Source organism: Marinobacterium sp. MBR-109, assembly GCF_040547565.1.
Taxonomy (GTDB): domain Bacteria; phylum Pseudomonadota; class Gammaproteobacteria; order Pseudomonadales; family Balneatricaceae; genus Marinobacterium.
This window is the reverse complement of record NZ_JBEPPZ010000010.1, coordinates 73078-97890: the sequence shown is the minus strand read 5'-3', so window position 1 is coordinate 97890 and position 24813 is coordinate 73078. Positions and strand designations below refer to the sequence as shown.

Here is a 24813-nt window from a genome sequence, read left to right as displayed (position 1 = left end):
GCACATGACACGCACGGTTTTCTGCCGCAAGTACAAACAGGAACTGGAAGGTCTGGAGCGCGCGCCCTACCCGGGTGAGCTGGGACAGCAGATCTATGACAACGTATCGAAAAAGGCCTGGCAGGAGTGGACCGATCATCAGACCATGCTGATCAACGAGAAGCACCTGAGTCTTATGGATCCGGAAAGCCGCAAGTATCTGCAGCAGGAGATGGAAAAGTTCCTCTCCGGCGAAGACTACGACAAGGCTGATGGCTACGTGCCGCCGGAAAAATAATTCCACATGCGGGGCTTGACCACCTTCAGGCTTTCCGGTTTAATACGCCCCCGTTGCCCAGATAGCTCAGTCGGTAGAGCAGGGGATTGAAAATCCCCGTGTCGGCGGTTCGATTCCGTCTCTGGGCACCAGAATTCAACAAAAAAGCCTCGCGAAAGCGGGGCTTTTTTGTATCTGTCCGTTACACCTTCAGCGCTTGCCCGTCACCGGAGACCGCAGCTGTTGCACAGACGTACTGCGCCCGCAATAGGTCTGCTGCACCAACTCCTTGGGGACATTCACCATCAGCTCGGGGGCTGGCATGCCAATAAGTGCACCCTGTGAGAAGCTGATCCCGAGCCGCAGCACTTCCATCTGAATTTCGGGCGAGTGTACAAACTCCGCCACGGTCTCGATCTTCATGCTGCGAGCAAGGCCAACGATCCCGCGGGTAACCCGACGCGCATTGGTATCACTGTCCAGATTGCGGATCAGGCTGGCATCGATCTTGATCAGGTCCACCTGCAGCTGCAGCAGATGCTCGAAGTTGGAATAGCCGGTACCGAAGTCATCGATGGCAATGCGACAGCCGCGCTGCTTGGCCTGATCGACAAACTCTTTCACCTGATCGTAATTGTCGATACTGTCCGACTCCAGAATCTCGAATATCACCCGCGGACCCACACCCGTTTCATCCAGCTTTTCAAGAATGAAACCGGTCAACTCGATATCCTGCAGGTCACCATAAGCCAGGTTGATCGAGAATTGCAGCGGCGAGTCCTGAAAACGGGCAAAACAGCGCTCCACCATGATACGGGTGATATGACGGTCAAGCCGCAGCTTTCCGGCCACCCCCAGAAAATGGCCGGGGCTGGCCGGGTTGCCCTCGGCATCCAGCATGCGCACCAGACACTCATACTTGTCGATGCGACCGGTGGTGTTGTTCAGTATCGGCTGATACCAGGCCACCAGCCGCTCGCTGTCCAGCGCCTCGCGCAACTTGCCGGCCCAGATCTGGTTGTGCTCAAACTGCTGCTCCAGCGGCTGCGAGCCGTCATAGACACGATAGTGCAGCCCCTGCTGCCGTGCCTCTCGCAGTGCTTCTTTTGCGTGAATGAACAGACTGTGTTGACGCGGTGCATCGTACCAGGGCACGGCAGCACTCAGGGTTGCACTGAGGTTGATCTGATGGTTCTGCCAAAATACCGGAGCCTGACGCAGGCAGCGCAGCAACGCTTCCAGTTCAGCTTCAATCAGTTCCGGCTTGCGCCTCGGTGCCTGAATCGCAAATTCGTCACCGCTGAGGCGGTAGAGCCGGGTTCCATGCCACTCCATACTGCTGATATAGCCCTCAAGCCGCAGCGCAACTTCCTTGAGAATGTAGTCACCACAGGCATCTCCAAACAGGCCATTGATCTCCCGAAACCGGTCCAGGTTGATCAGTATCAGTGTCACACCACTCTCGTGCTGCAGCTCCTGCAACAGGCGGGCGCGGTTGGGCAGCCCGGTCAATTCGTCGGTGTAGGAGGCTTTCAACTCACGCAAAGGGGCGGTGACCTTGAACAGAATGGGAGCCGACAGCAGCAGAATCGCCAGACCACCCAGCAGCAGGATACGGTTACTGTTTTCCTGCAGAGGCAACAGCACCGCGTTCACTTCATCTCTTGGAACCGCCGCAGTCAGGCGCAGACCGGCACGCGTGGTGGCGTAATACAGCTCAAGCGGCTCTCCCGCTATCCGATAGGAGTCATGCTGCATGGAGGCTCGCACCGTTTCGAACATCAGGTGCTGCTCGATCTGGTCCAGTATCGCACCCGACTGGGCCTCGTCCTGCGGCTGTGCCTGACGCCGATCCTGACCCGAGCTGAGCCAGATTCGTGCACCCGAGCTGAAATCGGCCCTGTTGAGCAGGGCCAGCAGGCTTTGCGGCTGCCAGTCAGTGCTCAAAACGCCGATGACGCGGGAGCCTTCCAGCAACGGGCGGATCAAACTTATGACAGGCTCGCCACTGAGTGGATGGGTATAAATCGGGGTCCACCAGAAACGGTTCGGGCTCACACTCTCTGTCAGCAGTGACTCCCAGAACTCCTGCCGCACGTCCAGCCCCGCCTGCGCTGAAACGGCCTGGACACCATCCGCTGCACGATAGACCTGAGCACCGCTGAGTGCGCGATGGTTGCCCACTCCATACCATAATCCGACGCCTTCCAGTTCAGGACGCGCCAGCAGGCGCTGCATAAGCTCGGCTTCCTGGCGGTGGCTGGAGCTGTTTTTCAGGCTTTGTCCAAGTCTTGCCAGTTCCTGTGCAGCTTGTTCTATCTGCTGCAGGCGGCTGTTGACCCGGTCAAGACTGTTGGTAAAGGCCGTTTCGATCTGGCGCTGATGCAGCTCGGCCAGGGTACGCTGAGAATATTCCAGATTAAGGCGGGAGATCACCCAAAGCCCGGCAATGAACAGCCCGACCAGCAACAACAGCCCCCAGATAATCGACTGCTTGAGCGGGGCTGTTGCGCGTGGCCGTCTGGCAAGAAGGCGGGCCTTGGCCCGGTTACTGCTGCCGAAAGTCATCTCGGGTCTCCCATCCCTGTGGCCAGCAGACGAACTGCCGCTGTCCCTGTGGCAAAATGCTGGTCACCATTGTGCAACATGCCAACGTCATCGGCACCTTGCATGGATCAATGAACCCGTGGAAATATGTGCTCAAAGGGCAACGCAATGACACTGCAAGCCACTATTCTTTACCTTACAGACAACCGATGCGGGTGATCCCATGAGCTGCCAATGCGAACAGAATGCCGCTTTTGATGGTGCAACCTCGGCCTATCGACGAGCACTCTGGTGGGTCGTTCTGATCAATGCCGGCATGTTTTTGATTGAAGTCAGTGGGGGCTGGCTGTCCGGTTCCAAGGCACTGCAGGCAGACGCGCTCGATTTCCTTGGCGATACCTTTACCTACCTGATCAGTCTGCTGGTAATCGGCAAGGCCCTGAGCCTGCGCAGCAAGGTCGCCCTGTTCAAGGGGCTGACTTTGGGTCTGATGGGGCTCTGGGTGCTGGGGTCGACCCTCTATCGCGCCTTCTTCATGCTGACACCCGAACCGGTATTGATGGGCAGCATTGCCATACTGGCCTTCTGCGCCAATCTGCTCTCAGTCGTGATTCTGATGAAGTACCGTGACGGCGATGCCAACGTTCGCTCGGTCTGGCTCTGCAGCCGCAATGATGCCATCGGCAATCTGTTCGTGCTGGCAGCCGCGCTCGGCGTCTGGGGCACCTCCAGCGGCTGGCCCGATCTGCTGGTCGCACTGATCATGGCGAGCCTGTTCCTGCATTCGTCATTCCTGATTATTCGTCAGGCCCTGCGTGAACTGCGAACAGGTTACACACATGACTGAAATGCATGACCGAGCCTGTGGACAGCAGATCACTGCAGCTCTGTCTTCTGAAAGGGCTGTGGACCAACCATCTTGATTGTTATCCCCAGTATCGCTGCACAGAGTTGTGAACAACCTCGGTAAGGTTTTATGACAACCTGCCACAGCCGCCACCATATAAGGGTTGTGAAAAACTGGCTGTTTACTGTCCAGTTTGCCGAACAACCTGTGCCATACATATTTTATCCACAGATCGACCGATTTCAGGGCTCATGCGGATTAAATGGACGCCTTCAGGAAAAGCTGTGCACAACTTTGTTTTGTGGATAAGCATGCTCCGGATCTATATCAATACTCTGTTACCAGACACCAACAAAAGGGTTCAATCCACCTGGTTAAACTGCTAAATTCCCCAACAAATTTGCCGGCGCAAAGTGTCCGGCCACAGGATTTCGGTTTCAGGGAACAAGGAGTACACAATGGGAAACCACCCTCACCGGCTCAAGGGACTGGCGCTGGCATGCGCCCTGCTCACGCTTGGCGGTTGTCAAACACTCTCCAGCAAACAAAGCCTCGACAGTTACAACCAGCAGTTTGCCAGCGGTCAGTACCGCGAAGCGGCTGACTTTGCACTCAAATCCGGCGGCATCAATGAACAGGGCGAAAGCAAGAACCTGCTCTGGTCTTTGCAGGCCGGTACCGCTCTCAGTGCCAGCGGCGAGTTTGAGTTCAGCACACGGGTGTTCGACCACGCCGAAAATCTGATGAAAGATGAGGACACCGAAAGCCTCGGTCGCAAGGGGCTGGAAAAAGTTGCCGCCAACCTGGTCAACAACAACCTCAACCGCTACAGCCCGACTGTATATGACGGTGTCATGGTCAACACCTACAAGGCACTGAATAACATCTTTCTGCAGGACATGCAGAATGCACGCATCGAATTCAACCGCGCTGCCGACCGACAGCGACGCGCCGAAGAAACCTTCAAGTCCCGCATAGCCGAGCAGAAGGAGAAAATGGCAGAGGCCGAAGAGCAGGCCAATACCGACGATGGCCAACCTGCACCGGTAGACTTCGATAAAAGCCGCAAGGCGTCTGAAAACACCATCTACGAAAACTTCCCCGAGTTGAAGGAGTGGCAGGCATACCCCGATTTCGTCAATCCCTACACTGACTATCTGCACGGGCTCTATTTCATGCTGGCCAGCGCTGACCGCGAAGATTACGGCAAGGCACGCCAGTCACTCCGCCGCGTGGCCGGTATGAGCTCTGCCAACTCGGCCGTCAAGACTGACCTGATGGTGATCGACAACCTGCGCCGAGGCAAATGGAGCAAGGGGCGACTGAATCCTGCGGTGTGGGTCATCTTCGAGAACGGTGAAGGGCCGATGATCGATGAAACCCTGATCCCACTGCCGCTGTTCCTGCTCAACGATCAGGTTGAGTACTCCCAGATCGCACTGCCCAGGCTCCAGACACGCAATCAGGCGTATCCCTATCTTGAAGTCTATGCCGGTGGCAAATCTCAGGGCAAAACCGAGCATCTGGCCAGCATGGATCGCGTCATTCAAACCGAATTCAAACGTGAATTCCCGCTCAAGGTGACCGAGGCGATCGCCAGTACGCTGACCAAAGCCTTCATTCAGTATCAGGCACGCAAGGAGGGCGGGCTGGCCGGCAGCCTGCTGGCCGGAGTCTATCAGGCCGCAACAACCCGAGCCGACACGCGCAGCTGGACCAGTCTTCCCAAGGAAGTTCAGGTTGTCCGCCTGCGCAAACCAGCTGACGGCAAGCTGCAGCTGAAGGCACCGGGGCTTGCAGCCCCCGTCGAAGTTGAACTGCCGGATAGCCAGTTTACGCTGATCTACGTAAGAGCCACGACGCCGGGCAGCACGCCCACCTACCAGATTGCCGGATTTGACGCCTGACAAGGCAAGGATGCACCGATGAAAAAAACACTGACCGGCCTGCTGCTTGCAGCAGGCCTGCTGGCTGGCTGCCAGACCCAGCCCCAACAACCTGTTGAATGGCCCCAACTGACTATCGGCCCCAAGGCACGCAGTTACCTGCAAATTGAAGCGGTTCCCGAAGGCGTTGCCTCCGGCAATCTGCTGCGCGCCGGGGTACGGCTGTATAACCGGAGCCAATCCGAGCAAACACTGCGCTACCGATTCAGCTGGACCGATGCCAACGGCTTCGAGCTGCCCGGCATGGCTTCACGCTGGGAGCAACGCATACTGCGCCCGGGTGAACCTGTTGCCCTTGATCGGGTAGCACCCGGCCCGGCCGCAACCTCTTATCGCATCTACCTGTTTGATATCAATACTGGCACCGCCACTCATACACAAGGAATTGAACGATGAGCCATCCGAAACGCAATACGCTGATCAAGGCACTGGGCCTGACGCTGATAATGGGCGTCGCCGCCGGCTGTACACCGCAGACCCAGCTGCTGCCATCCGGCAGTGCCAACGAACCGATCACCATGGGACTCAGTGGCAGTGACTTTGAGCAGGCCGCTTCCGATGCAGTTCAGTCCATGCTCGGTTCCGGCGCGGTTGACCGCAACGATGGCAAGAAACACATCATGGTCGTGTCCACGGTACTCAACGACACCATGCAGCGCATCGACACCGATCAGCTGGTGAAAAAGATCCGCGTTGACCTGCTGCGCAGCGGCAAGGTGCTGACCACCACCGCCATCGGCCTCAACGGTGCCGAAGACAAGATGACCCAGGCCTATTCCGAGCTGAGCCAGTCACGCAAGATCGACCGCAGCAGTCTGGTGCAGCAGCGACTGACCGCTCCCAACATGAGTCTCTCCGGCAAGATCATCCAGCGCAACAACCGCGTCGACAAAAACAAACAGCTGGTCGAGTACTACTTCCAGCTCACCCTGACCGATCTGGCCAACGGCCTGGCAGTCTGGGAAGGCGAAACCCCGATCCGCAAGCTTGGCAGCGCCAAGGGCACTTCCTGGTAACCAACGTAAGGGATTACAAAGATGAAAAAACTATTCATACAGACCGGGCTGGCGCTGGCCATTGCTACCGCCATGACACCCTTGGTGCATGCAGAGGAAAGCACGGCTCCTGTGGCGGCAGAAACCGCCACCCTGAGTGATCAGGATGCAGATGCCGTTGCGGTTCAAATCGCCAACAGTGCCGCACCTGAAGTACTGGACCCGGGCCTGAAGCTTGAGCAGCTGATCGAAGACTTTGAATACTCCGATGCCGGTCAGGCGTTCCGCAGCCGCCCCGGCATGTTCTATACCACCGCCACTGCCTGGGTGATGGGAACACCGGAAAGCCGCGACTGGGGCAATGCGCGCGTCATGGCCTACAAGGAAGCGCTGCTGAAGGCTCAGGCCAAGTACATTGAGTCACTGGGCGTCAGCATCATGGCCGAGAGCATGACCAAGCTCTACAAGGACCCGACCCAGATGCCGCAGTTTTCACCAGAGGAACTGCGCGCGCCCAACAAACTGCTGGAGATGCTCGACAAGGCAGTCGCTGTCACCGGCGGCAAGCTGGACAATGAGTTGCGCGAACTGGGCATCGACCCGGAAGAGTTCAGCGCCGCTCCGCGTGAGAAAAGAGCCGTTCTGTTTGAGCGTTCGGTGAGTGAGCGCACCGTGACCCGTGCACGTCAGAGCCTGACCGGCGTGATTCCGGTGAAGAGCTGGGAAGCCTATGACGAAAACGGCAATCATGCCGTTGCGGTCGCCATTGTTGCTTCCGAGCGCTTTCGCCAGTTCGTCTATGACGTGACCCACAGCAAAGGCGATCTGGCACCGGACCCATCCAAGGCACTTTCGGTGCCGCTGATCGACATGCTGCGCAAGGATCGTGGCGCGCTGCTGAACGACTTCGGTATCCGTCGCATGTATGACGAGCACGGCTATCCGGTGCTGGTTTCCTTTGGCCAGTCCAGCAACCCTTACCGTGGCACGGAAGCTCAGCGCCGCGCGGATGAGCGTGAACTGTCCTATGCCGCCGCGCGCTCCGATGCCTATGCCAACTTTGCCTACCTGTTCAACTCCACCGGCTCATCAGAACAAAGCACCGGGCGCAGCATGAAACGTCAGACGCTGGGGCTGGTGCGGGCGGAAGGTCGTGATGTAACCGAGTCCGAACAGGAGACCATGGAGTTCGTACAGACCATGGATCAGGAGATCAGCGCCCGCGGCAGCGTTTCCAACCTGCCGGGAACCCGTGAGCTGTTCCGTTGGACCGCCAGCCACCCGATGCACGGTCATGAAATCAATGGCGTGGTGTATCTATGGCACCCGCTGGCAGAGCAGAATGCGCGCCAGCTACGTGATTTCAAACCTACACGCAACAACCAGTCGGGTCAGGCCAAGGCGGATGAGCGTCGCACCAATCAGGCCGGCACCAGCCAGAGCCGCAACCTGATGTCGGCTGACGACTTCTGAAGGAGGGGGCCATGCGTAATCTGATCAGAGCACTGATCACTTCTGCCATGCTGGGGCTCGCCACACTGGCAAGCGCGGCAGAGCAGGTGGTGGACGCCACCGGCTACGGCGCCAACCGCAATCTGGCCATTGCCGATGCTCTGGTCCAGGGGCTGCGACAGGCGACCGGTGTCAGCATCGAAAGCCGCGAGGTGATGCAGTCACTGGCCGGGCGTGTCAGCACCAGTGATGCCAACGGTGATCAGTCCACCACCTCGTTTGAGGTTGCCCGTCGCGGCGACCTCAGCCTGCAGACCAAGGGGCTGGTTTCTCGTTACGACATTATGGACCTGCAGCAGGAGCCGGACGGCAGTTTCCGTGCCGATGTCAGCGTCCACATTCTGAAGTACGAGAAGCCCGGCCTGCCGGCCGACAGCCGCCGCACCCTGGCGGTGATGCCGTTCCACAGTGACAAGCGCAGCTTCTCACTGCTGGGCGACAACACGCCGGTTGCACGCGTGGAAGCCGAGCTGCGCAACCGGATTCAGGACCAGTTCACCCAGTCTCGCCGCATGAACGTACTGGACCGTGAGTTTGGCGCCGAATTCCAGGAAGAGAAGGCGCTGTGGCTCAGTGACGATGCGGCACTGGCCGAAAAAGCCAAGACCGGCAACGTGCTGGGTGCCGATTACATCGTGGTGGGCAATATCCGCAACGTGCAGAGTACCCGCCACAGCAAGACACTGCAGCTGACGGGTGAGACGATTGTCAGCTACAGCGGCAGCGCCCAGCTGGATTACAAGATCATTCTGGCAGCCACACGCCAGGTGAAGTGGTCCGATTCGATCAACCTGAAGTTCAGCGATGGGGATATCCGCGCCATGCTGAACAAGTATGGATCTTCTCAGGCGGGCATTACCGCCCAGCTGGCTGACGAATTGACCCAGAAAGCGCTGGAGAATATCTATCCGATGCGCATTGTGGCGGTTCAGGGCAAAACGGTCGTACTCAACCAGGGTGGCAAAACGCTGAAGAAAGGAGACAGGCTGGATGTCTACTTCCTGGGCGAAGAGATGTTTGATCCCTACACCCGGGAGTCTCTGGGTCGGCTGGAGGAAAAAATTGCAGTGGTTGAAGTCGTGCGTGTAAACCCCAAGACCACCTACACCAAGGTGATCGACGGTGATGCCGAACTGATTGAACCGGAGTTCATTGTCCGGCGCTGATCAACCTCTCAAACAAAAAATGGACGGAAAAGGTGGCCCAGGCCACCTTTTTTATGCGAAGAATATACACTATGGCACCGACACGGAGATACGAAGCTGCACGCTTAAAAACAGTCAAGACTGGCATCCAGATGCCATAAATGACATACCCCCGCCTGTATTGCCCTGATCAGTCAACACCCGGTTGTTGCTAACATACTGAAAGTCATGGACTACCATGGATGGTGTTCAGGTTGGCACCGGGTTTGCAATACCCATGACAGATACAGGGTTAACAACACACTCTGTGCTCAACCGACCTGAATGAGGTATCTGCCATGAGTTATGCACATGAAGAGAAAGGCGTAGAAGTAATCGGAGTGGTGCCGTCAATCGCCATGGTACTGGCGGGATTGGTAGTGGCTATTTTGCCGGCGCTGGTGCAGCTCTATCTGCTGATAACTGGCTGAATTGCATTGAAGCAAGGCAACAGAAAGCCCTGGTGACATCTGGTGTTGTCGGGGTTTTTGTTTATCAATGGTTTCATCCCGGATGATCAGGAGCCTGATCGGGATGGTGCAGATGGGGAGACTCGAACTCCCACGCCCGTGAAGGCACTAGCACCTGAAGCTAGCGTGTCTACCAATTCCACCACATCTGCATTGGGTGTGACGTTTTAATGTGCGTTACCACTCAAATTGTCGCTTTCGAAGTGCCTGACATCCTGAGATGTAAGGTGGTGCAGATGGGGAGACTCGAACTCCCACGCCCGTGAAGGCACTAGCACCTGAAGCTAGCGTGTCTACCAATTCCACCACATCTGCTTCGAAAGTGGGGCGCATTATATAGCGCCCCATTGGGCTTGTGAAGCCCGTCTGCGATTTTTAATCCGCTTTTTTTGCCAGGCAACTGCGGAAACTGTCACTCATGCTCTGCAGATAATCCAGATAACCATCCGCACTGACGTCAATCGAACGCGCAAGCGGGTCAAGTTCACCCTGAGCAATCGGCAGGCCGCTGATAATTGCGTCCACCACCGCGCTGGTAAACTGGGGTTCGCTGAATACACAGACCGCGCTGGCCGTTTCAAGCTGCTGCCTGATCTCGACCAGGTGACGCGCGCCGGGTTTGCGGGCAGGATCAACAGTGAAGTAACCCAGCTGTTTCAGCCCATAGTGTTCAACAAAGCCTGAATACGCATCGTGGAATACAAAGAACCCCGCATCACGATAGGGGGCCAGCTCTTCGGCAATGGCACGCTCCTTTTGCTGCAGTGCACTGGCAAAGGCTTCATAGTTCTGCTGCAATTGTACCGAGTGCTGAGGCAGTGCCTGTTGCAGTGCCGGCAGTAACTGCTGTGCAATCTCCAGTCCGTTCATCGGATCCAGCCAGATGTGTGGATCATTGCCGGCACCATGATCATGGTGCTCCTCGTCATGTTCATCTGCCGCATGGCTTTCATGTTCCTGTTCGTGCCCATCATGATGGCCGTCATGGCCGTGATCATGATCGGAGGGCTCAGCCTCCTGATGCAGGTGCGCCTCAAGATCGGGACGCAGTGTTACAATCTTTGCATCGGTGCGCGCCAGTGGTCGCACCATGAACTGCTCCAGTCCGGGGCCAACCCAGATCACGACTTTCGCATCCGTCAATTTACGCATGTCTGAGGGCTTGAGTGCGTAATGGTGGGGTGAACCCTCTGCCGGCAGCAACACCTCCGGGCTGGTTACACCTTCGGTCAGAGCGGCAGTGATCAACTGCAGTGGCTTGATACTGGTGACAACCTCGGATGCTTGAGCCACGGGCGCCAGTGCCAGGGCAGAAAGCAGAGTCAGTGTCCGCAGGGGGCGGGCAGAATTGTGCAGCATGGTGTAAAGTCTCTTCAGGATGCTTTATAGGTTATAATATAACACATTGAATCGGATGTACCCACGTCATGACGACTGACTCGCTCGCCTTCGCGGCCGATCATAATCACCAGCACTGCATCGATCAGGCACTTACCCTCGCTCGGCAGATTTGCCGCGAGCGTCGCCAGCGTCTGACGCCGATCCGTGAACTGGTATTGAAGCTGATCTGGCAGAGCCACCAGCCACTGGGGGCATACGAGCTGTTGCCGGCACTGGCCGAGGCAGGCTTCAACTCAGCCCCGCCCACGGTATATCGGGCGCTGGAGTTTCTGCAGCAGCAGGGGCTGGTACATCGGATTGCATCACTGAACGCCTTTGTCGGCTGCCCTCATCCGGAACATCCACATCAGGGCAGCTTCCTCATCTGTCGGCGCTGCCGCTCGACCTCCGAGCTGGACTCAGCTTCGATTCATGCTGCACTTGAACAAAGTGCAGCTGCGCTTGGGTTCCTGGTCGAGCAGGAAACCGTCGAAGTCACCGGTCTTTGTCCCAATTGCCAGCGGCAGGAGCATTCACATGGCTGAACACGGACCGGACCTGGTCAAGCTCGATCAGGTCAGCGTACAGTTCAATCGCCAACCGGCACTGCAGAATATCAGCCTGCATTTGCATGATAACTGCATCACAACACTGATCGGCCCCAACGGGGCGGGCAAGACCACGCTGGTGCGGGTCATTCTTGGCCTGATCAAACCTTCAAGCGGCAATGTTTGGCAAAAACCACAGCTCAAGATCGGCTATATGCCACAGAAACTGCATATCGACCGTACCTTGCCTCTGTCGGTCGAGCGTTTCCTCAATATCCCGAGACCGGTTGATCAGGCTCTGATGCTCAAGGCGCTGGAAGATGTCGGCGCAGCCTATCTGCTTAAACATTCCATTCACAATCTTTCCGGAGGCGAGACCCAGCGAGTGCTGCTGGCACGCGCGCTGCTGCGTGACCCCGAGTTGCTGGTGCTGGATGAGCCGGTACAGGGGGTGGATCTGAATGGTCAGCTGGAACTGTACAAACTGATTGCCGATATTCGCAAACAACGCCAGTGCGGTGTACTGATGATCTCCCATGATCTGCATCTGGTAATGGCATCCACTGACCATGTGGTCTGCCTCAATCATCATATCTGTTGCTCCGGCAACCCCGAGCACGTCAGCAACGACCCCTCATTTTTGGAGCTGTTTGGTCCGGCACAGGCCAGTGCGCTGGCACTCTACAACCATCACCATGGCCACAGGCATGATGCCCACGGTGATATCATCGTCGACCACCCACAACCTGATAAATGTAGCGAGCATAACTGTGGCTGATTTTCTTATCCTGGCGCTGGCTGGCGGCATCGGCATTGCGGCACTGGCGGGCCCGCTGGGTGCCTTTGTGGTATGGCGCCGCATGGCCTATTTTGGCGATACATTGGCGCACTCTGCCCTGATGGGTATCGCGCTTGGATTCCTGTTTGATGTCAACCTGAACCTGGCAGTGGTCGCCTGCTGTGTACTGCTGGCGGTACTGCTGGTATCACTGCAGCGCCAGCATCTGGTGGCCACCGATACCCTGCTGGGCATCATGGCCCACAGTGCCCTGTCACTGGGTTTGGTCGCGGTTGCCCTGCTGGATAACGTGCGCATCGATCTGATGGAGTATCTGTTCGGTGACCTGCTGGCGATCGCACCGGCTGATCTTGGCTGGATTTACGGCGGTGGTGCCGTGGTAATGTTGCTGTTGTGGCGGCTGTGGAACCCCTTGCTGGCGATCACAATCAATGAAGAGCTGGCGCAGGTGGAGGGGGTACCCGTGGCACGGGTACGCCTGGGCCTGATGCTGCTGATTGCAGTGGTGATCGCGGTTGCCATGAAGCTGGTCGGTATTCTGCTGATCACCTCGCTGCTGATCATTCCGGCGGCAGCGGCTCGGCGCCTGGCCAATACTCCTGAGCAGATGGCGCTGTTCGCATCGCTGCTGGGGATGCTGGCGGTGGTCGGGGGGATCAGTGCTTCCTGGTTCTGGGATACACCCGCCGGGCCATCGGTGGTGGTCACAGCGCTGGTTGAATTTCTGATTCTGTATTCACTGCCGATGCGCTCGCTGCAGGGCAGATGAGCATCGCGCAACGCTGGCCGGACCGCGCCACCCATCGGCGGGTCTGGTCACTGGCCTGGCCCATGATGTTGTCCAATATCACGGTGCCGCTGCTGGGCCTGGTCGATACCGCCGTGATCGGCCATCTGCCCGAACCCCATCATCTGGGTGCCGTCGCGCTGGGCGGCATGATCTTCTCGATCCTTTATTGGGCATTCGGATTTTTGCGCATGGGTACCACCGGCATGGTGGCGCAGGCCCATGGCCGCGAGGATGGCGACCGGCTGCGCACGCTGCTGGGGCAATCGCTGGTACTGGGCGCATGTATCGGGCTGCTGATCCTGCTGCTGCGCACGCCGCTGACCACGCTGGCGCTGCAGCTGATGGGCCCCGAGTCAGATGTATTGACCGAAGCCACCCGCTATACCGAAATTCGGGCCTTTGGCGCACCCGCGGTGCTGTGTAACTTCGCTCTGCTGGGCTGGTTTGTGGGCATGCAGAATACCCGCATCGCCCTGACTCTGCTGACCAGCACCAACCTGCTCAATATGTTGCTGGACCTGCTGTTCGTGTTCGGGCTGGGCATGAAAGCGGATGGGGTTGCCCTCGCCACGGTGCTGGCCGAGTATTTCAGCCTGCTGCTGGGGCTATGGTTCTGTCGCCGTCTGCTGCTCAAAACCGCGGGGCAGTGGCTCTGGCCTCAGCTACGACGTCTGCGCGACTACAAGGCCCTGATTCAGGTAAACCGCTATCTGTTTGTGCGCACGGTCACCCTGCTGCTGACCTTTGCCTTTTTTACTGCCCAGGGCGCCCATCAGGGTACGGCGATACTCTCCGCCAATGCCGTACTGCTGAACTTTCTGCTGCTGATCTCCAATGCACTGGACGGCTTCGCCCATGCCACGGAAGCGCTGATCGGGCGTTCCGTGGGCAGGCATGACCGAAGTGAATTCAGACAAATACTCAGCTGTACCGCCTTCTGGTCGCTGGTCAGTGCGATTATGCTGACGCTGGTGTTCTGGCTCGGCGGCAACACGATCATTCACCTGCTGACCGACATCACTGAGGTACGCGAAATCGCCACCCGCTACCTGCCCTGGGTGATCATACTGCCGCTGATCGGTTGCTGGAGCTTTCTGCTCGATGGTCTGTTCATAGGCACCACTCAGGTCAAGGCGATGCAGGACACCATGCTGTTCTCGGTGTTTTGCGTATTTGCCCCCATCTGGTGGATAGCCCAGCCCATGGGCAATCACGGCCTCTGGCTGGCCTTCATCTCCCTGTTTTCGGCCCGTGGCATCAGTGGTGGCTGGGTGTTCTGGCGCATGCAGCGGCGCAATGTCTGGTTCGGTTGAGCTGGCGAAATCACGGCGTGGCAACCAGACTTATCCCGAACACAGGCAGGGGAGAACAGGATGCGCATTACACTGACTACAACACTATTGGCACTGAGCCTGCCGCTGGCTGCAGCGCCGCTGGAGCAACTCAAACTGCCTGAAGGCTACCGGATCGAGATCGCTGCCGAGGTGCCCAACGCCAGGCAGCTGGCACTGAGCCCCGATGGCACGCTGTTTGTCAGCACCCGGCGCGATGGTCGGGTATTTGCGCTGCAGGATCTGGACGGTGATCAACGCTATGAAACCCGCCATACTCTGCTGGAACGCAGACGCCTGCCCAACGGCATCAGCTTTGTAGATGGCGATCTGTATGTGGCCGAACTGACTCAGCTGATCCGGCTTATCGATGTGGAGTCACGACTGGATCAGCCACCCAAGCCCGAGGTGCTGCTGGACGGCCTGCCCGACATTACGCATCACGGCTGGAAATACCTGAAGCAGGGGCCGGACGCTGCCTTCTATTTCACGCTGGGCGCCCCCTGCAATGTCTGTCTGGAGTCCGACCCGCGCTTTGCCAGCATCATGCGCTTTGACCCCGCTACGGGTGAGGCCGCCCCCTGGGCACGGGGGGTGCGCAATACGGTGGGTTTTGACTGGCACCCCGAGGATGGAAGCCTCTGGTTTACCGACAACGGCCGCGACCATATGGGCGATAATCTCCCCGATGACGAGCTGAACCGAGCCGACCGCGCCGGGCTGCACTTCGGTTTTCCCTTTGTGCATGCCGATGGCGTCGCTGACCCCGAGTTTGGCAAGGGCGCCAATGCCATCGATGCAGAACCACCGGTGGCACTGCTGGGTCCTCATGTCGCGGCTCTGGGCATGAGCTTCTACCATCACAGGGATGGGGCCTTCGACAACGCGTTCCCCGACACCCCCAATACCACCGCCTTCATTGCTCTGCACGGCTCATGGAACCGATCCAGCAAAATCGGCTATGAGGTCATTCGAGTGAATACCGAGGGAGAAGAGGTGACGCGGACGCAAACCTTCATCAGCGGCTGGCTGCAGGGTGAGCGGGCCTGGGGACGCCCGGTCGATGTGCTGGTGCGGCCACAGGGTGATCTGCTGATTTCGGACGACAAGGCGGGGCTGGTGTATCGCGTCTGGTATCAGCCCGACTGAGATCAGTCGTTTGTTTCAAGCTTTAAAGTCGCTGCCAGTTCGCGGCAAACCGTATGACGTGTACAGTGAAGTAAGTGGTCATTCACCAACCCCACTGCCTGCATATAGGCATAGGCGATGGTGGGGCCAAAAAAGCGTATGCCTTCACGCTTGAGATCTTTCGCCAGCTGCACCGACAGGGCAGTCTGAGCCGGAATCTGCTCCAGCTGCTCAAAACCGGACTGGATCGGCTGACCATCAACATAACGCCACAGAAAGCGGGCAAAACTGCCGTGGTGCGCCTGCAGTCGCAGAAACACCCTGGCATTGCTGATCGAGGCTTCGATTTTGGCCCGGTTACGGATAATGCCGGGGTCAGCCAGCATCGCCGCCATTTCGGTCTCACCGAAACGGGCAACCCGTTCAGGATCAAAGCCACAATAGTGACGCCGGTAACCTTCACGCTTCTCCAGCACCGTGCGCCAGCTCAGACCTGCCTGAGCCGACTCCAGCACCAGAAATTCGAACAGCACCCGATCGTCCGTCTGCGGCACAACCCATTCATGGTCATGGTAGGCATGTTCCAGCGGGCTCTGCATCGCCCAGCCACAGGGCTGGTGCGATGCAGTATCGGGCTTGTCAGTGATCACGGCGCAGGCCGCCCGCATCAAGGATGCGGATCGGCTGAGGAGTGTCATCCGCCTTGGAGGCCGGTGCCCGATCCGAGCGTTCCCCGCTGACACGGGTTTCGATCTGTTCCGGATCAGGGCGGCCGTCCAGCCGCAGGGAGTCCGAGAAGCCGCACTTTACACACTCGCGGTATTCTCGCTCCTCATCACGGTACATTCTGACCGTATCCATCTCGCCACAGCGCGGACAAACCGCGCCGGCAATAAACCGCTTGCTTACACTCATTTTTCAACCTCTCAGCGGATACCGGAATGGCGCAGCAGGGCATCCACACTGGGTTCCCGACCACGGAAGGCCACAAACAGATCCATCGGATCACCCGAACCACCCTGTTCCAGAATTTCCTGACGGAAGGCGGCGCCGGCTTCCGCACTGAAGATGCCTTCCTCCTCAAAACGGGAGAAGGCATCTGCCGACAGCACCTCGGCCCACTTGTAACTGTAGTAGCCTGCGGCATAGCCACCGGCAAATATGTGACTGAAACTGTGCTGGAAGCGGTTTTCCGCCGGCGGACGGATCACCGATACCTGATCCCGTACCCGGTTCAACAGCGCCTGAATATCAGTCTTGCCCGGCTGATATTCATGGTGCAGGCGGAAATCAAACAGCGAGAACTCCAGCTGGCGCAGCATCATCATCGCCGACTGGAAATGCTTGGCGGCCAGCATCTTGTCCAGCAGTGACTGCGGCAGCGGCTCTCCGGTTTCATGATGACCTGAGATCAGCGCCAGCGCTTCCGGCTCCCAGCACCAGTTCTCCATGAATTGACTCGGCAGCTCGACCGCATCCCAGGCGACACCGTTGATGCCGCTGATATCCGCCTCTTCCATCTGTGTCAGCATATGGTGCAGACCATGACCGAACTCATGGAACAGGGTCGTCACTTCATCATGGGTCAACAGCGCCGGCTGGCCGGGCAGGGGCGGGGTGAAGTTGCATACCAGATAGGCCACCGGCAGCTGCAACTGGCTGTCACTCAGACGGCGACGCACACGACAGTCATCCATCCAGGCGCCGCCACGCTTGCCGCTGCGGGCAAAGGGGTCCAGGTAGCAGTAGGCAAAGGGCTCGCCGTTGCGCTTGAGCGCAAACAGACGCGCATCGTTGTGCCAGCTGTCGAAGTTCGACTGCTCTTCAACGTCCAGATCAAACAGACGACCGGCGATGGTGAACATGCCATCCAGCACTTTCGGCAGTGGGAAGTAGGGGCGCAGCTCCTGCTGAGAGATGTCATAGCGCGCCTGTTTCAGCTTCTCACCATAATAGGTGACATCCCAGGCCATCAGTTCTTCAATGCCATCACGTTCCTGAGCAAAGGCTTTCAGTTCGGCCAGCTCCCGCTCGGCAATCGGGCGGGTTTCCGTGGCCAGGTCTTCCAGGAAGCTCACCACCTGCTGTGGCGACTGCGCCATCTTGGTCGCCAGCGAGTAATCGGCATAGGTGTCGAAGCCCAGCAGCTGCGCCAGCTCGTGGCGCAGATCCAGAATTTCCTGCATCACCGCCGAGTTGTCCCATTCACCGGCCTTCGGCCCCTGATCGGATGCGCGGGTGCTGTAGGCACGGTACAGCTCTTCGCGCAGACTACGGCTGTCGGCAAAGGCCATCACGGCGTAGTAGGCGGGGAAGTCCAGCGTGATCACCCAGCCATCAAGCTCTTTCGCCTTCGCGGCCTCTTTGGCAGCGGCAACGGCATGGTCCGGCAGCCCGGCCAGCTCCGCTTCATCATCGATCTGTTTCCACCAGCCTTGGGTGGCATCGAGCACGTTCTCGGAAAACCGGGTGGTCAGCTCAGACAGGCGCTGCTGAAGCTCTGCATAGCGCTTCTGCTGGGCTTCCGGCAGAGCAATACCGGACAGGCGGAAGTCCCGCAGAGCATTATCGATCACCTTTCTGCGTGACTTGCTCAACTGCGGATAGGCACCACTCTGCGCCAGAGATTCGAACGCCTTGAACAGTCCCTGATGCTGGCCCAGCTCGGTCCAGTATTCGGACAGTTTCGGCAGGCAGGCATTGTACGCCTCACGCCAGGCATCGGAGTTCATCACGCCGTTCAGGTGCGATACCGGTGACCAGGCCTGTGCCAGCTCATCGTTGAGCTGTTCCAGTTCAGCCACCAGCGACCAGTCATTGCGCTCAGGATCAGCGGTCAGCGCCGCGATGCGTTCACGGTTGCGCGCCAGCAGGTCATCGACAGCAGGTACGGCATGCTCGGGTTTGATACGGCTGAACGGGGGCAGCAGGTGGGTCTCAAGCAGCGGGTTGGACATCGGTGTCTCCATCGGTTGCGGCCTTTCAGCGGTTGTACGTCTGCAGGCGTTCAAAGGTGCACTTTGCTATACAATGGGGCCCACAGTGCCTTATTTCAATCGATTCAGGAGCGGTTATGAATATACGCCCTTATCAGGGGATGACACCAAAACTGGGCGAGCGGGTGTTTGTCGACCCCAGCGCGGTTGTACTGGGTGACGTGGAGATCGGTGACGACAGCTCGGTCTGGCCGCTGGTAGTGATTCGCGGTGACATGCACCGCATCCGTATCGGTCGCTGCAGCAGCATTCAGGATGGCTCGGTACTGCATATCACCCATGCAGGCCCCTACAACCCCGATGGCTTTCCGCTGATCATCGGCGACCATGTCACCGTGGGTCATCAGGCGATGCTGCATGGCTGCACCATCGGCAACCGCGTACTGGTGGGCATGGGCGCCATGATCATGGACGGCGCCGTGGTGGAGGATGAAGTAATCGTGGGTGCCGGCAGCCTGGTGCCACCGGGCAAGACACTGAAAAGCGGCTACCTCTACGTAGGCCGTCCGGCCAAGCCCCAGCGCGAGCTGTCCCAACAGGAGCGCGCGTTCTTCACCTATACCGCCGAGAACTACTCACGCCTGAAGGACAAGCACCGCGCAGAGGACTGGGCCTGACATTCGTCAGGCCTTGGCCTTGGCGATCTCCCGCAGCCGCTTCACCACCTGCGCATTGATGCTGCGCTGAGTGAAGTGGCCGTCCTGCTTACGCACTCCGGCAGTACGGCCCATCAGAATTTCCAGACACTCGTCCACGCTGGCTACGGCATAGATGTGAAACACGCCATCTTCCACGGCCTTGACCACCTCGGCTTTCAACATCAGATGGCGCACGTTTGCCTTCGGAATGACACATCCCTGCCAACCGGTCAGGCCGCGTGTCTTGCACAGATGAAAAAAGCCTTCAATTTTTTCATTTACGCCCCCGATTGCCTGCACTTCACCATACTGGTTAATGGAACCGGTAATCGCATACTGCTGTCGGATCGGAATATGGGTCAGGGCAGAAATCAGGGTACAGATCTCTGCCAGTGAAGCGCTGTCACCATCCACATAGCCATAGGACTGCTCCATCGCCAGACTGGCCGACACCGCCAGCGGAAAATCACTGGCGTAGGTGTGGCCCAGAAAACCCGACAGGATCAGCACCCCCTTGGAGTGGATCGGCTGGCCCAGTGTGACTTCACGCTCGATATCGATAATGCCCTTGTTGCCCGGATGCACGGTTGCGGTAATGCGCGCCGGGCTGCCAAAGGACACATCCCCCACCTGCAGCACCGTCAGGCCGTTCGACTTGCCGATCGCCTCACCTTCGGTATCGATCAGCACCGTTTCGTTCAGAATACTTTCCAGAATTTTCTCTGACAGCCTGCCGGTACGGCGCTCCTTGGCTTCCAGGGCCAGTTCTACATGCTCGGCGTTGATCAGGGCGTCATTCTGTTCACGACGGCGGAAGTCCGACTCACAGAGCAGGTCGACCAGCTCTCCCACATGGGCAGACAGCAGCTCCTGATCACCGGCCAGGCGTGAGCTGTGCTCCACCAGGCGAGCGACCGCACGGCGGGTGAGCGGAGCCAGATTCTCTTCATGTGCCAGCGTTTTCATCAGTCGAGCGTATTGGCGTATGGAGTGCGGGGTGCGGTGCACGTCTTCGTCAAAGTCCACCACCACCCGGAACATTTTTTCGAAGTCGTGATCCAGCTCCTGCAGCAGGTAGTAGGTGTCACGCTCGCCCACCAGCACCACCTTCACCTTGAGCGACGCCGGATGTGGGCTCAACGTTATGGCGCTGATACCGGTGTATTCGCTGATCGGATTTTCAATGCGGATCTCATGGGATTTCAGTGCTCGCTTGAGTGCGCTGTAAACGAACGGTTGCTCCAGCAGCTTCTCGGCCTCCAGCACCAGATAGCCGCCATTGGCACGATGCAGGGCCCCTGAACGGATCAGGGTGTAGTTGGTGACCATCGAGCCCATTTCACTGACGTATTCCACCCGACCAAACAGGTTCTCGTAGCTGGGGTGCGCCTCGAACACCACAGGGGCACCTTTTGTCTTGTGGTTGTCGACCAGCAGATTCAGGCCATAGTTCTGCTCGAGGTACTCCCGCCGCATGGCATCGGTTTTCGCTTCCAGCGGGCTATCATCACCGACCACCTCGGACGAATTGCGGATCAGGTCACGTTCGATGTGATTGAGGTAATCCACAATGCTGTTGATGTTGGCATACTTCTCCCGCAGCGGCTGAATAAGCGGCTGCACGGCCTGTCGCGAGGTTTCCCGATCCAGCACTTTCATCTGTTCGGCCGCGGCCCGGCGCCAGACAGGCAGCCCCGTCAGGCTGTCATTGAGCATCTCTTCCAGTTCGGAAATATGACTCTGGATGGCATCCCGCTCCTCTTCCGGCAGTTGCGAAAACGCGGCTTCATCCATTCCCTGACCGTTGCTGACCGGAGTAAAGCCCACTGTCGCGCCATCGCGGTAGACGGCAATGCTGTACTCGCGCCCCTTGCGCTCGACCTGATCAAGGGCGTCATCATAGTGACGATTGAACTCGCGTTCGATCTGACTCTTCATGCGCTGGTAGGCCGGATTTTCAAATGCAGCCGGCAGCTCGGTCAGCACCGTATCCAGCAGCTGACGAATGTCGCGCTTGAGTTGGGAAGCCCGCCCGGCGGGCAGTTCAAGCACGACGGGGTAGCGGTTGTCATTCAGATTGTTGATGTAGCACCAGTCGCTGGGCTTGTTTTGTTTCTTGGCCGAACTTTTCAGGCTGTCCATGGCGAAGGAGAAGCGGCCGGTATGCGGATTGCCCATCACAAAGAGGTTGTAACCCGGCCGCTGCATGCCAATGCCAAACGCCATCGCCTCGATGGCGCGGTCCTGACCGAAAAAGCCGGTAAAGGGCTCCAGTGACTCGGTGGTTTTGAAGGGGAGGAGTTCGGGATCGCAGTTGCGATAGAGCGCCTCGGGCGCCAGGGGCAGATGCTTGTCCATGCGCGCACTCCGCAGACAGAGAATGTTTCTCTGTTATACCGCCTCACAATTGATTGATGCAAGGCGGTTGCGGGAAAAGGCTTTGAAATTCAGCGGGCTGCCAGAGACTCGCGCAGCGCCTGAATGACAGGAGCCGTATCGGGACGCACACCGCGCCAGATCAGGAAGGCTTCAGCGGCCTGCTCGACCAACATCCCCAGACCGTCCATGACCCGGCCCGCGCCCTGTGCCTGTGCCCAGCGGCAGAACGGAGTGGGTTCGGCGCCATACATCATGTCATAGCAGGCCGTGTGAGCACTTACTGTCGCTCCGGGAACCGGTGGCAGCTCTCCCTGCAGGCTGGCAGAGGTACCGTTGATGATCAGATCAAAGGCAGTCGCCGGAATCGCATCAAAACCACAGGCTGTCACGCAGGCAGCCGGATCGAACAGCTGCGCCAGCACCTCGGCCTTGGCTGGAGTGCGGTTGGCGATCAGGATAGAGCTTACACCCGCGGCCAGCAGCGGCTGCAATACGCCACGCACGGCGCCACCGGCACCGAGAATCAGCACCCGTGCACCCTCAAGGTCGACTTCATTATTGTCGGCCAGATCACGCACCAGACCGATACCATCGGTGTTGTCACCGGCAAGGCGGCCATCTTCGAGGCGATACAGGGTATTGACCGCGCCCGCCAGCTCGGCGCGCTCACTGCGCCACTGTGCCAGTGCCCAGGCCCGCTGCTTGAACGGCACCGTGACATTCAGCCCCTTGCCGTCCCCCTGCAGAAAATCCGCGACAGCCGCTTCAAACGCATCCTCATTGATCTGCTCGGCGCTGTAGCTCAGATCCTGTGCCGTCTGCTGCGCAAAACGGGCATGAATCTGCGGCGATTTGCTGTGGGCTATCGGGTTGCCGAACACGGCGTAACGGTCGGTCATGTCACACATCCAGCCAGTTGCGCGGTTTCAGGTAACGTTCATACAGCACGGCTTCCTCGGTATCAGGCTCAGGCTGCCAGTTGTAGTCCCAGCGCACCTCCGGTGGCAGTGACATCAGAATCGACTCGGTGCGACCACCGGACTGCAGACCGAACAGGGTACCGCGGTCATACACCAGATTGAACTCCACATAGCGACCGCGACGGTGCAACTGGAAATCACGCTGACGTTCGCCATAAGGCGTGTCCTTGCGCTTCTCGATAATCGGCACGATCGCCGGTACATAGGCATCGCCGATGGCACGCATCAGGCCAAAGCTGTCGTCAAAGCCCAGCTCATTAAGGTCATCAAAAAACAGACCTCCGATACCACGCGGCTCCTGACGGTGCTTGAGGTAGAAATAGTCATCACACCACTGCTTGAAACGCGGATAGATATCGTTTCCGAAAGGAGCACAGGCGTCGTGCGCGACCTGATGCCAGTGTCGACAGTCATCGTCGTTACCGTAATAGGGGGTCAGATCGAAACCACCGCCAAACCACCAGACCGGCGCCTCACCTTCCTTCTCTGCTATGAAGAAGCGCACATTGGCATGGGAAGTCGGTACATAGGGGTTGTGAGGATGAATGACCAGCGACACCCCCATGGCCTCAAAGCTGCGGCCGGCCAATTCGGGGCGATGTGCCGTTGCCGACCCCGGCAGGGCCTTGCCATGGACATGTGAAAAGTTGACGCCACCTTTTTCGATCACGGCACCTTTGGTAATCACCCGGCTGCGACCACCGCCGCCTTCTGCTCGCTCCCAACTGTCTTCCATGAAGCGTGCTCCACCATCAGCCTGCTCAAGCGCAGTACAGATCCGTTCCTGCAGATCCAGCAGGTAGCGTTTTACTTCTTGGGTATCAGGGGCGGACATATACAATCTCCATTACTGACAAAGTAAGTATTTACTTTCAATGCAGAGCTTTATATTTTGAGGATTCTATCGGAAGCTTACAGTATCTGCAGTACAACAAGACAAGGTTGCAATAAATAGATACCTACAGGCGCAGTACATACTTACTTCGCCTGTAGACCTATTAAAACACATTGAATGAACAGCTCAACTTGCCAATTGAGCCAGTGCCCACTCGGCAACCACGCTGTCTTCAGCATCCAGCAGGGCACTCAACGCCTGCATGCTTTGGGTAAGAGTGCGCGCATCGGGCCGACAGATGTTGACGTGACCCACTTTACGTCCTGGGCGGATCTCCTTGCCGTACCAGTGTACATGGGCTCCCTGTACACCCAGCCATTCAGGCTTCCAGTTGCGACCCAGCAGGTTATACATGACCGAGGCTCCGCTCACCTCCGGGGTAATCAGCGGCAGCCCGGCCAGTGCACGCAGATGCAGCTCAAACTGACTGATGCTGGCGCCTTCCTGTGTCCAGTGACCTGAGTTGTGCACTCGAGGCGCCAGCTCATTCACCAGCAGCTTGCCGTCGACCACGAAACACTCCATCGCCATAACCCCGATGTAGCCTTCGTCATCCATAATGCGGCCAAGCCAGGCTTCGGCATCACGCTGCTGCTCTGCCGGAACCGGCAGGCCTGCAATGCTTGCACGCAGAATGCCATCCTGGTGCCAGTTGCAGGTGAGGGGATAGAACACCTTTTCACCTGCGGCATTACGAGCACCGACCAGTGAAACCTCATGACTGAACGGAATCATGGCTTCGGCAATGCACTCACCCGCCCACTCGGCTTCGGGCTGATCGCCCTTCTGCCAGCGCCACTGGCCACGGCCGTCATAACCGCCACGGCGGCGCTTGACGATGACACGCTCACCAACAGACTCCAGCTGCCCCTGCAGGTCACCTTCTTCCAGCGATAGCCAGGGGGAAGTCGGTACCTGTAGACGATCAAGCAGCGACTTCTGCCGCTGACGGTCGATCACCATATGCAGGGCAACCTTGTTGCGGAAATTGGGGTGCTGCTTCAGCTGCAGGCCGCTGATGCTGTCCGACCAGTGCTCGATTTCGACCGTGATGACATCATCCGGACGCAGATCCAGTTGTACGTCCGCGTTGGGATCAACCGGCATCACCTCCAGCTGCATCGGCGAACCTGCCTGCTGCAACATCTGACCCAGCTGGCCGTTACCGGCTACAACGATTCGTGGCAACATC

The 24813-nt window shown here is 58.2% G+C and carries 23 protein-coding genes and 3 tRNA genes; 15 read left to right on the top strand and 11 right to left on the bottom strand.

Annotated features, from left to right (window positions below; genetic code table 11):
• The first annotated feature begins 4 nt into the window (after nt 1-4).
• Nucleotides 5-277: an oxidative damage protection protein gene (locus ABIE60_RS13170; RefSeq protein WP_206837742.1), complete on the top strand. Its 273-nt coding sequence runs from the start codon at nt 5-7 to the stop codon at nt 275-277.
• A 55-nt stretch (nt 278-332) separates the two neighbouring features.
• Nucleotides 333-408 (top strand) — tRNA-Phe (locus ABIE60_RS13165).
• 58 nt (nt 409-466) lie between these two features.
• Here ABIE60_RS13165 and ABIE60_RS13160 read toward each other — a convergent pair.
• Nucleotides 467-2824 (bottom strand): EAL domain-containing protein, encoded by a 2358-nt coding sequence (locus tag ABIE60_RS13160; protein WP_354469984.1) that lies wholly within the window; start codon nt 2822-2824, stop codon nt 467-469.
• A gap of 202 nt (nt 2825-3026) precedes the next feature.
• Between ABIE60_RS13160 and ABIE60_RS13155 the strand changes: the two genes are divergently transcribed.
• The 7 genes from ABIE60_RS13155 (at nt 3027) to ABIE60_RS13125 (ending at nt 9718) form a co-directional block, all read left to right on the top strand.
• Nucleotides 3027-3650 carry a cation efflux transmembrane domain-containing protein gene (locus ABIE60_RS13155; RefSeq protein WP_354469983.1) on the top strand — a complete coding sequence of 208 codons (624 nt, stop codon included), beginning with the start codon at nt 3027-3029 and terminating at the stop codon, nt 3648-3650.
• 458 nt (nt 3651-4108) lie between these two features.
• Complete coding sequence (locus tag ABIE60_RS13150) at nt 4109-5557, top strand: COG3014 family protein (RefSeq protein WP_354469982.1); 1449 nt, start codon at nt 4109-4111, stop codon at nt 5555-5557.
• A gap of 18 nt (nt 5558-5575) precedes the next feature.
• Nucleotides 5576-5992: a DUF1425 domain-containing protein gene (locus ABIE60_RS13145; RefSeq protein ID WP_354469981.1), complete on the top strand. Its 417-nt coding sequence runs from the start codon at nt 5576-5578 to the stop codon at nt 5990-5992.
• The gene (gene lpoB / locus ABIE60_RS13140; protein ID WP_354469980.1) at nt 5989-6612 is read left to right on the top strand and encodes a penicillin-binding protein activator LpoB; all 624 of its coding nucleotides are present in this window, start codon (nt 5989-5991) and stop codon (nt 6610-6612) included. Before ABIE60_RS13145 ends, lpoB begins: the two co-directional genes overlap by 4 nt.
• A 21-nt stretch (nt 6613-6633) precedes the next feature.
• The gene (locus ABIE60_RS13135) at nt 6634-8064 is read left to right on the top strand and encodes a DUF6844 domain-containing protein (RefSeq protein WP_354469979.1); all 1431 of its coding nucleotides are present in this window, start codon (nt 6634-6636) and stop codon (nt 8062-8064) included.
• 11 nt (nt 8065-8075) lie between these two features.
• Nucleotides 8076-9269, top strand: coding sequence for a hypothetical protein (locus tag ABIE60_RS13130; RefSeq protein WP_354469978.1), 1194 nt, complete (start codon nt 8076-8078; stop codon nt 9267-9269).
• 317 nt (nt 9270-9586) lie between these two features.
• Nucleotides 9587-9718, top strand: a complete 132-nt coding sequence (locus ABIE60_RS13125; protein ID WP_354469977.1) for a hypothetical protein — start codon at nt 9587-9589, stop codon at nt 9716-9718.
• A 104-nt stretch (nt 9719-9822) separates the two neighbouring features.
• Here the strand turns inward: ABIE60_RS13125 and ABIE60_RS13120 are convergent.
• From ABIE60_RS13120 to znuA, 3 genes are all read right to left on the bottom strand, one after another.
• Nucleotides 9823-9909, bottom strand: a tRNA-Leu gene (locus tag ABIE60_RS13120).
• A gap of 76 nt (nt 9910-9985) precedes the next feature.
• Nucleotides 9986-10072: transfer RNA gene (locus ABIE60_RS13115), tRNA-Leu, on the bottom strand.
• A gap of 60 nt (nt 10073-10132) precedes the next feature.
• On the bottom strand, nt 10133-11116 hold the full coding sequence (gene znuA, locus ABIE60_RS13110) for a zinc ABC transporter substrate-binding protein ZnuA (protein ID WP_354469976.1): 984 nt from the start codon (nt 11114-11116) through the stop codon (nt 10133-10135).
• Between the two features lie 68 nt (nt 11117-11184).
• Here znuA and ABIE60_RS13105 point away from each other — a divergent pair, with 68 nt between their 5' ends.
• Genes ABIE60_RS13105 through ABIE60_RS13085 form a run of 5 tightly spaced genes read left to right on the top strand, consistent with a single transcriptional unit; the run spans nt 11185 to nt 15754 of the window.
• Nucleotides 11185-11682 (top strand): Fur family transcriptional regulator, encoded by a 498-nt coding sequence (locus tag ABIE60_RS13105; protein WP_354469975.1) that lies wholly within the window; start codon nt 11185-11187, stop codon nt 11680-11682.
• Complete coding sequence (gene znuC / locus ABIE60_RS13100) at nt 11675-12463, top strand: zinc ABC transporter ATP-binding protein ZnuC (RefSeq protein ID WP_354469974.1); 789 nt, start codon at nt 11675-11677, stop codon at nt 12461-12463. Before ABIE60_RS13105 ends, znuC begins: the two co-directional genes overlap by 8 nt.
• Complete coding sequence (gene znuB / locus ABIE60_RS13095; RefSeq protein WP_354469973.1) at nt 12456-13253, top strand: zinc ABC transporter permease subunit ZnuB; 798 nt, start codon at nt 12456-12458, stop codon at nt 13251-13253. The genes znuC and znuB overlap by 8 nt, the downstream gene beginning before the upstream one ends.
• A complete protein-coding gene (locus ABIE60_RS13090; RefSeq protein WP_354469972.1) occupies nt 13250-14587 on the top strand; it encodes an MATE family efflux transporter in 1338 nt (445 codons plus the stop codon). The genes znuB and ABIE60_RS13090 overlap by 4 nt, the downstream gene beginning before the upstream one ends.
• 60 nt (nt 14588-14647) lie before the next feature.
• Nucleotides 14648-15754: a PQQ-dependent sugar dehydrogenase gene (locus ABIE60_RS13085; RefSeq protein ID WP_354469971.1), complete on the top strand. Its 1107-nt coding sequence runs from the start codon at nt 14648-14650 to the stop codon at nt 15752-15754.
• 2 nt (nt 15755-15756) lie between these two features.
• On the opposite strand, the gene ABIE60_RS13080 is transcribed toward ABIE60_RS13085, so the two are convergent.
• From ABIE60_RS13080 to prlC, 3 genes are read right to left on the bottom strand one after another with little or no spacing between them, the layout of a single operon-like run.
• Nucleotides 15757-16383: a DNA-3-methyladenine glycosylase I gene (locus ABIE60_RS13080; RefSeq protein WP_354469970.1), complete on the bottom strand. Its 627-nt coding sequence runs from the start codon at nt 16381-16383 to the stop codon at nt 15757-15759.
• On the bottom strand, nt 16373-16648 hold the full coding sequence (locus ABIE60_RS13075; protein ID WP_354469969.1) for a YheV family putative zinc ribbon protein: 276 nt from the start codon (nt 16646-16648) through the stop codon (nt 16373-16375). Before ABIE60_RS13075 ends, ABIE60_RS13080 begins: the two co-directional genes overlap by 11 nt.
• Before the next feature lie 11 nt (nt 16649-16659).
• Nucleotides 16660-18690, bottom strand: coding sequence for an oligopeptidase A (gene prlC / locus ABIE60_RS13070; protein WP_354469968.1), 2031 nt, complete (start codon nt 18688-18690; stop codon nt 16660-16662).
• 116 nt (nt 18691-18806) lie between these two features.
• On the opposite strand from prlC, the gene ABIE60_RS13065 reads away from it, so the two are divergent.
• Nucleotides 18807-19346 carry a gamma carbonic anhydrase family protein gene (locus tag ABIE60_RS13065; protein ID WP_354469967.1) on the top strand — a complete coding sequence of 180 codons (540 nt, stop codon included), beginning with the start codon at nt 18807-18809 and terminating at the stop codon, nt 19344-19346.
• 6 nt (nt 19347-19352) lie between these two features.
• On the opposite strand, the gene ABIE60_RS13060 is transcribed toward ABIE60_RS13065, so the two are convergent.
• From ABIE60_RS13060 to purK, 4 genes are all read right to left on the bottom strand, one after another.
• Nucleotides 19353-21725, bottom strand: a complete 2373-nt coding sequence (locus ABIE60_RS13060) for a Lon protease family protein (RefSeq protein WP_354469966.1) — start codon at nt 21723-21725, stop codon at nt 19353-19355.
• Nucleotides 21726-21814: 89 nt separating this feature from the next.
• Nucleotides 21815-22645 (bottom strand): shikimate dehydrogenase, encoded by an 831-nt coding sequence (gene aroE, locus ABIE60_RS13055; RefSeq protein WP_354469965.1) that lies wholly within the window; start codon nt 22643-22645, stop codon nt 21815-21817.
• Between the two features lies 1 nt (nt 22646).
• Complete coding sequence (hemF, locus tag ABIE60_RS13050; protein ID WP_354469964.1) at nt 22647-23561, bottom strand: oxygen-dependent coproporphyrinogen oxidase; 915 nt, start codon at nt 23559-23561, stop codon at nt 22647-22649.
• A gap of 186 nt (nt 23562-23747) precedes the next feature.
• Nucleotides 23748-24812 carry a 5-(carboxyamino)imidazole ribonucleotide synthase gene (gene purK / locus ABIE60_RS13045; protein ID WP_354469963.1) on the bottom strand — a complete coding sequence of 355 codons (1065 nt, stop codon included), beginning with the start codon at nt 24810-24812 and terminating at the stop codon, nt 23748-23750.
• Between the last annotated feature and the right edge of the window lies 1 nt (nt 24813).

Bases quoted from the DNA above. Each gene is read 5' to 3' on its own strand.
- znuC (WP_354469974.1), top strand. From the start codon at position 11,675: ATGGCTGAACACGGACCGGACCTGGTCAAGCTCGATCAGGTCAGCGTA.
- prlC (WP_354469968.1), bottom strand. From the start codon at position 18,690: ATGTCCAACCCGCTGCTTGAGACCCACCTGCTGCCCCCGTTCAGCCGT.
- ABIE60_RS13130 (WP_354469978.1), top strand. From the start codon at position 8,076: ATGCGTAATCTGATCAGAGCACTGATCACTTCTGCCATGCTGGGGCTC.
- ABIE60_RS13090 (WP_354469972.1), top strand. From the start codon at position 13,250: ATGAGCATCGCGCAACGCTGGCCGGACCGCGCCACCCATCGGCGGGTC.
- znuA (WP_354469976.1), bottom strand. From the start codon at position 11,116: ATGCTGCACAATTCTGCCCGCCCCCTGCGGACACTGACTCTGCTTTCT.
- ABIE60_RS13075 (WP_354469969.1), bottom strand. From the start codon at position 16,648: ATGAGTGTAAGCAAGCGGTTTATTGCCGGCGCGGTTTGTCCGCGCTGT.
- ABIE60_RS13150 (WP_354469982.1), top strand. From the start codon at position 4,109: ATGGGAAACCACCCTCACCGGCTCAAGGGACTGGCGCTGGCATGCGCC.
- ABIE60_RS13170 (WP_206837742.1), top strand. From the start codon at position 5: ATGACACGCACGGTTTTCTGCCGCAAGTACAAACAGGAACTGGAAGGT.
- lpoB (WP_354469980.1), top strand. From the start codon at position 5,989: ATGAGCCATCCGAAACGCAATACGCTGATCAAGGCACTGGGCCTGACG.
- ABIE60_RS13135 (WP_354469979.1), top strand. From the start codon at position 6,634: ATGAAAAAACTATTCATACAGACCGGGCTGGCGCTGGCCATTGCTACC.
- ABIE60_RS13145 (WP_354469981.1), top strand. From the start codon at position 5,576: ATGAAAAAAACACTGACCGGCCTGCTGCTTGCAGCAGGCCTGCTGGCT.
- ABIE60_RS13105 (WP_354469975.1), top strand. From the start codon at position 11,185: ATGACGACTGACTCGCTCGCCTTCGCGGCCGATCATAATCACCAGCAC.
- ABIE60_RS13085 (WP_354469971.1), top strand. From the start codon at position 14,648: ATGCGCATTACACTGACTACAACACTATTGGCACTGAGCCTGCCGCTG.
- ABIE60_RS13065 (WP_354469967.1), top strand. From the start codon at position 18,807: ATGAATATACGCCCTTATCAGGGGATGACACCAAAACTGGGCGAGCGG.
- ABIE60_RS13155 (WP_354469983.1), top strand. From the start codon at position 3,027: ATGAGCTGCCAATGCGAACAGAATGCCGCTTTTGATGGTGCAACCTCG.
- aroE (WP_354469965.1), bottom strand. From the start codon at position 22,645: ATGACCGACCGTTACGCCGTGTTCGGCAACCCGATAGCCCACAGCAAA.
- ABIE60_RS13125 (WP_354469977.1), top strand. From the start codon at position 9,587: ATGAGTTATGCACATGAAGAGAAAGGCGTAGAAGTAATCGGAGTGGTG.
- purK (WP_354469963.1), bottom strand. From the start codon at position 24,812: ATGTTGCCACGAATCGTTGTAGCCGGTAACGGCCAGCTGGGTCAGATG.
- hemF (WP_354469964.1), bottom strand. From the start codon at position 23,561: ATGTCCGCCCCTGATACCCAAGAAGTAAAACGCTACCTGCTGGATCTG.
- ABIE60_RS13160 (WP_354469984.1), bottom strand. From the start codon at position 2,824: ATGACTTTCGGCAGCAGTAACCGGGCCAAGGCCCGCCTTCTTGCCAGA.
- ABIE60_RS13060 (WP_354469966.1), bottom strand. From the start codon at position 21,725: ATGGACAAGCATCTGCCCCTGGCGCCCGAGGCGCTCTATCGCAACTGC.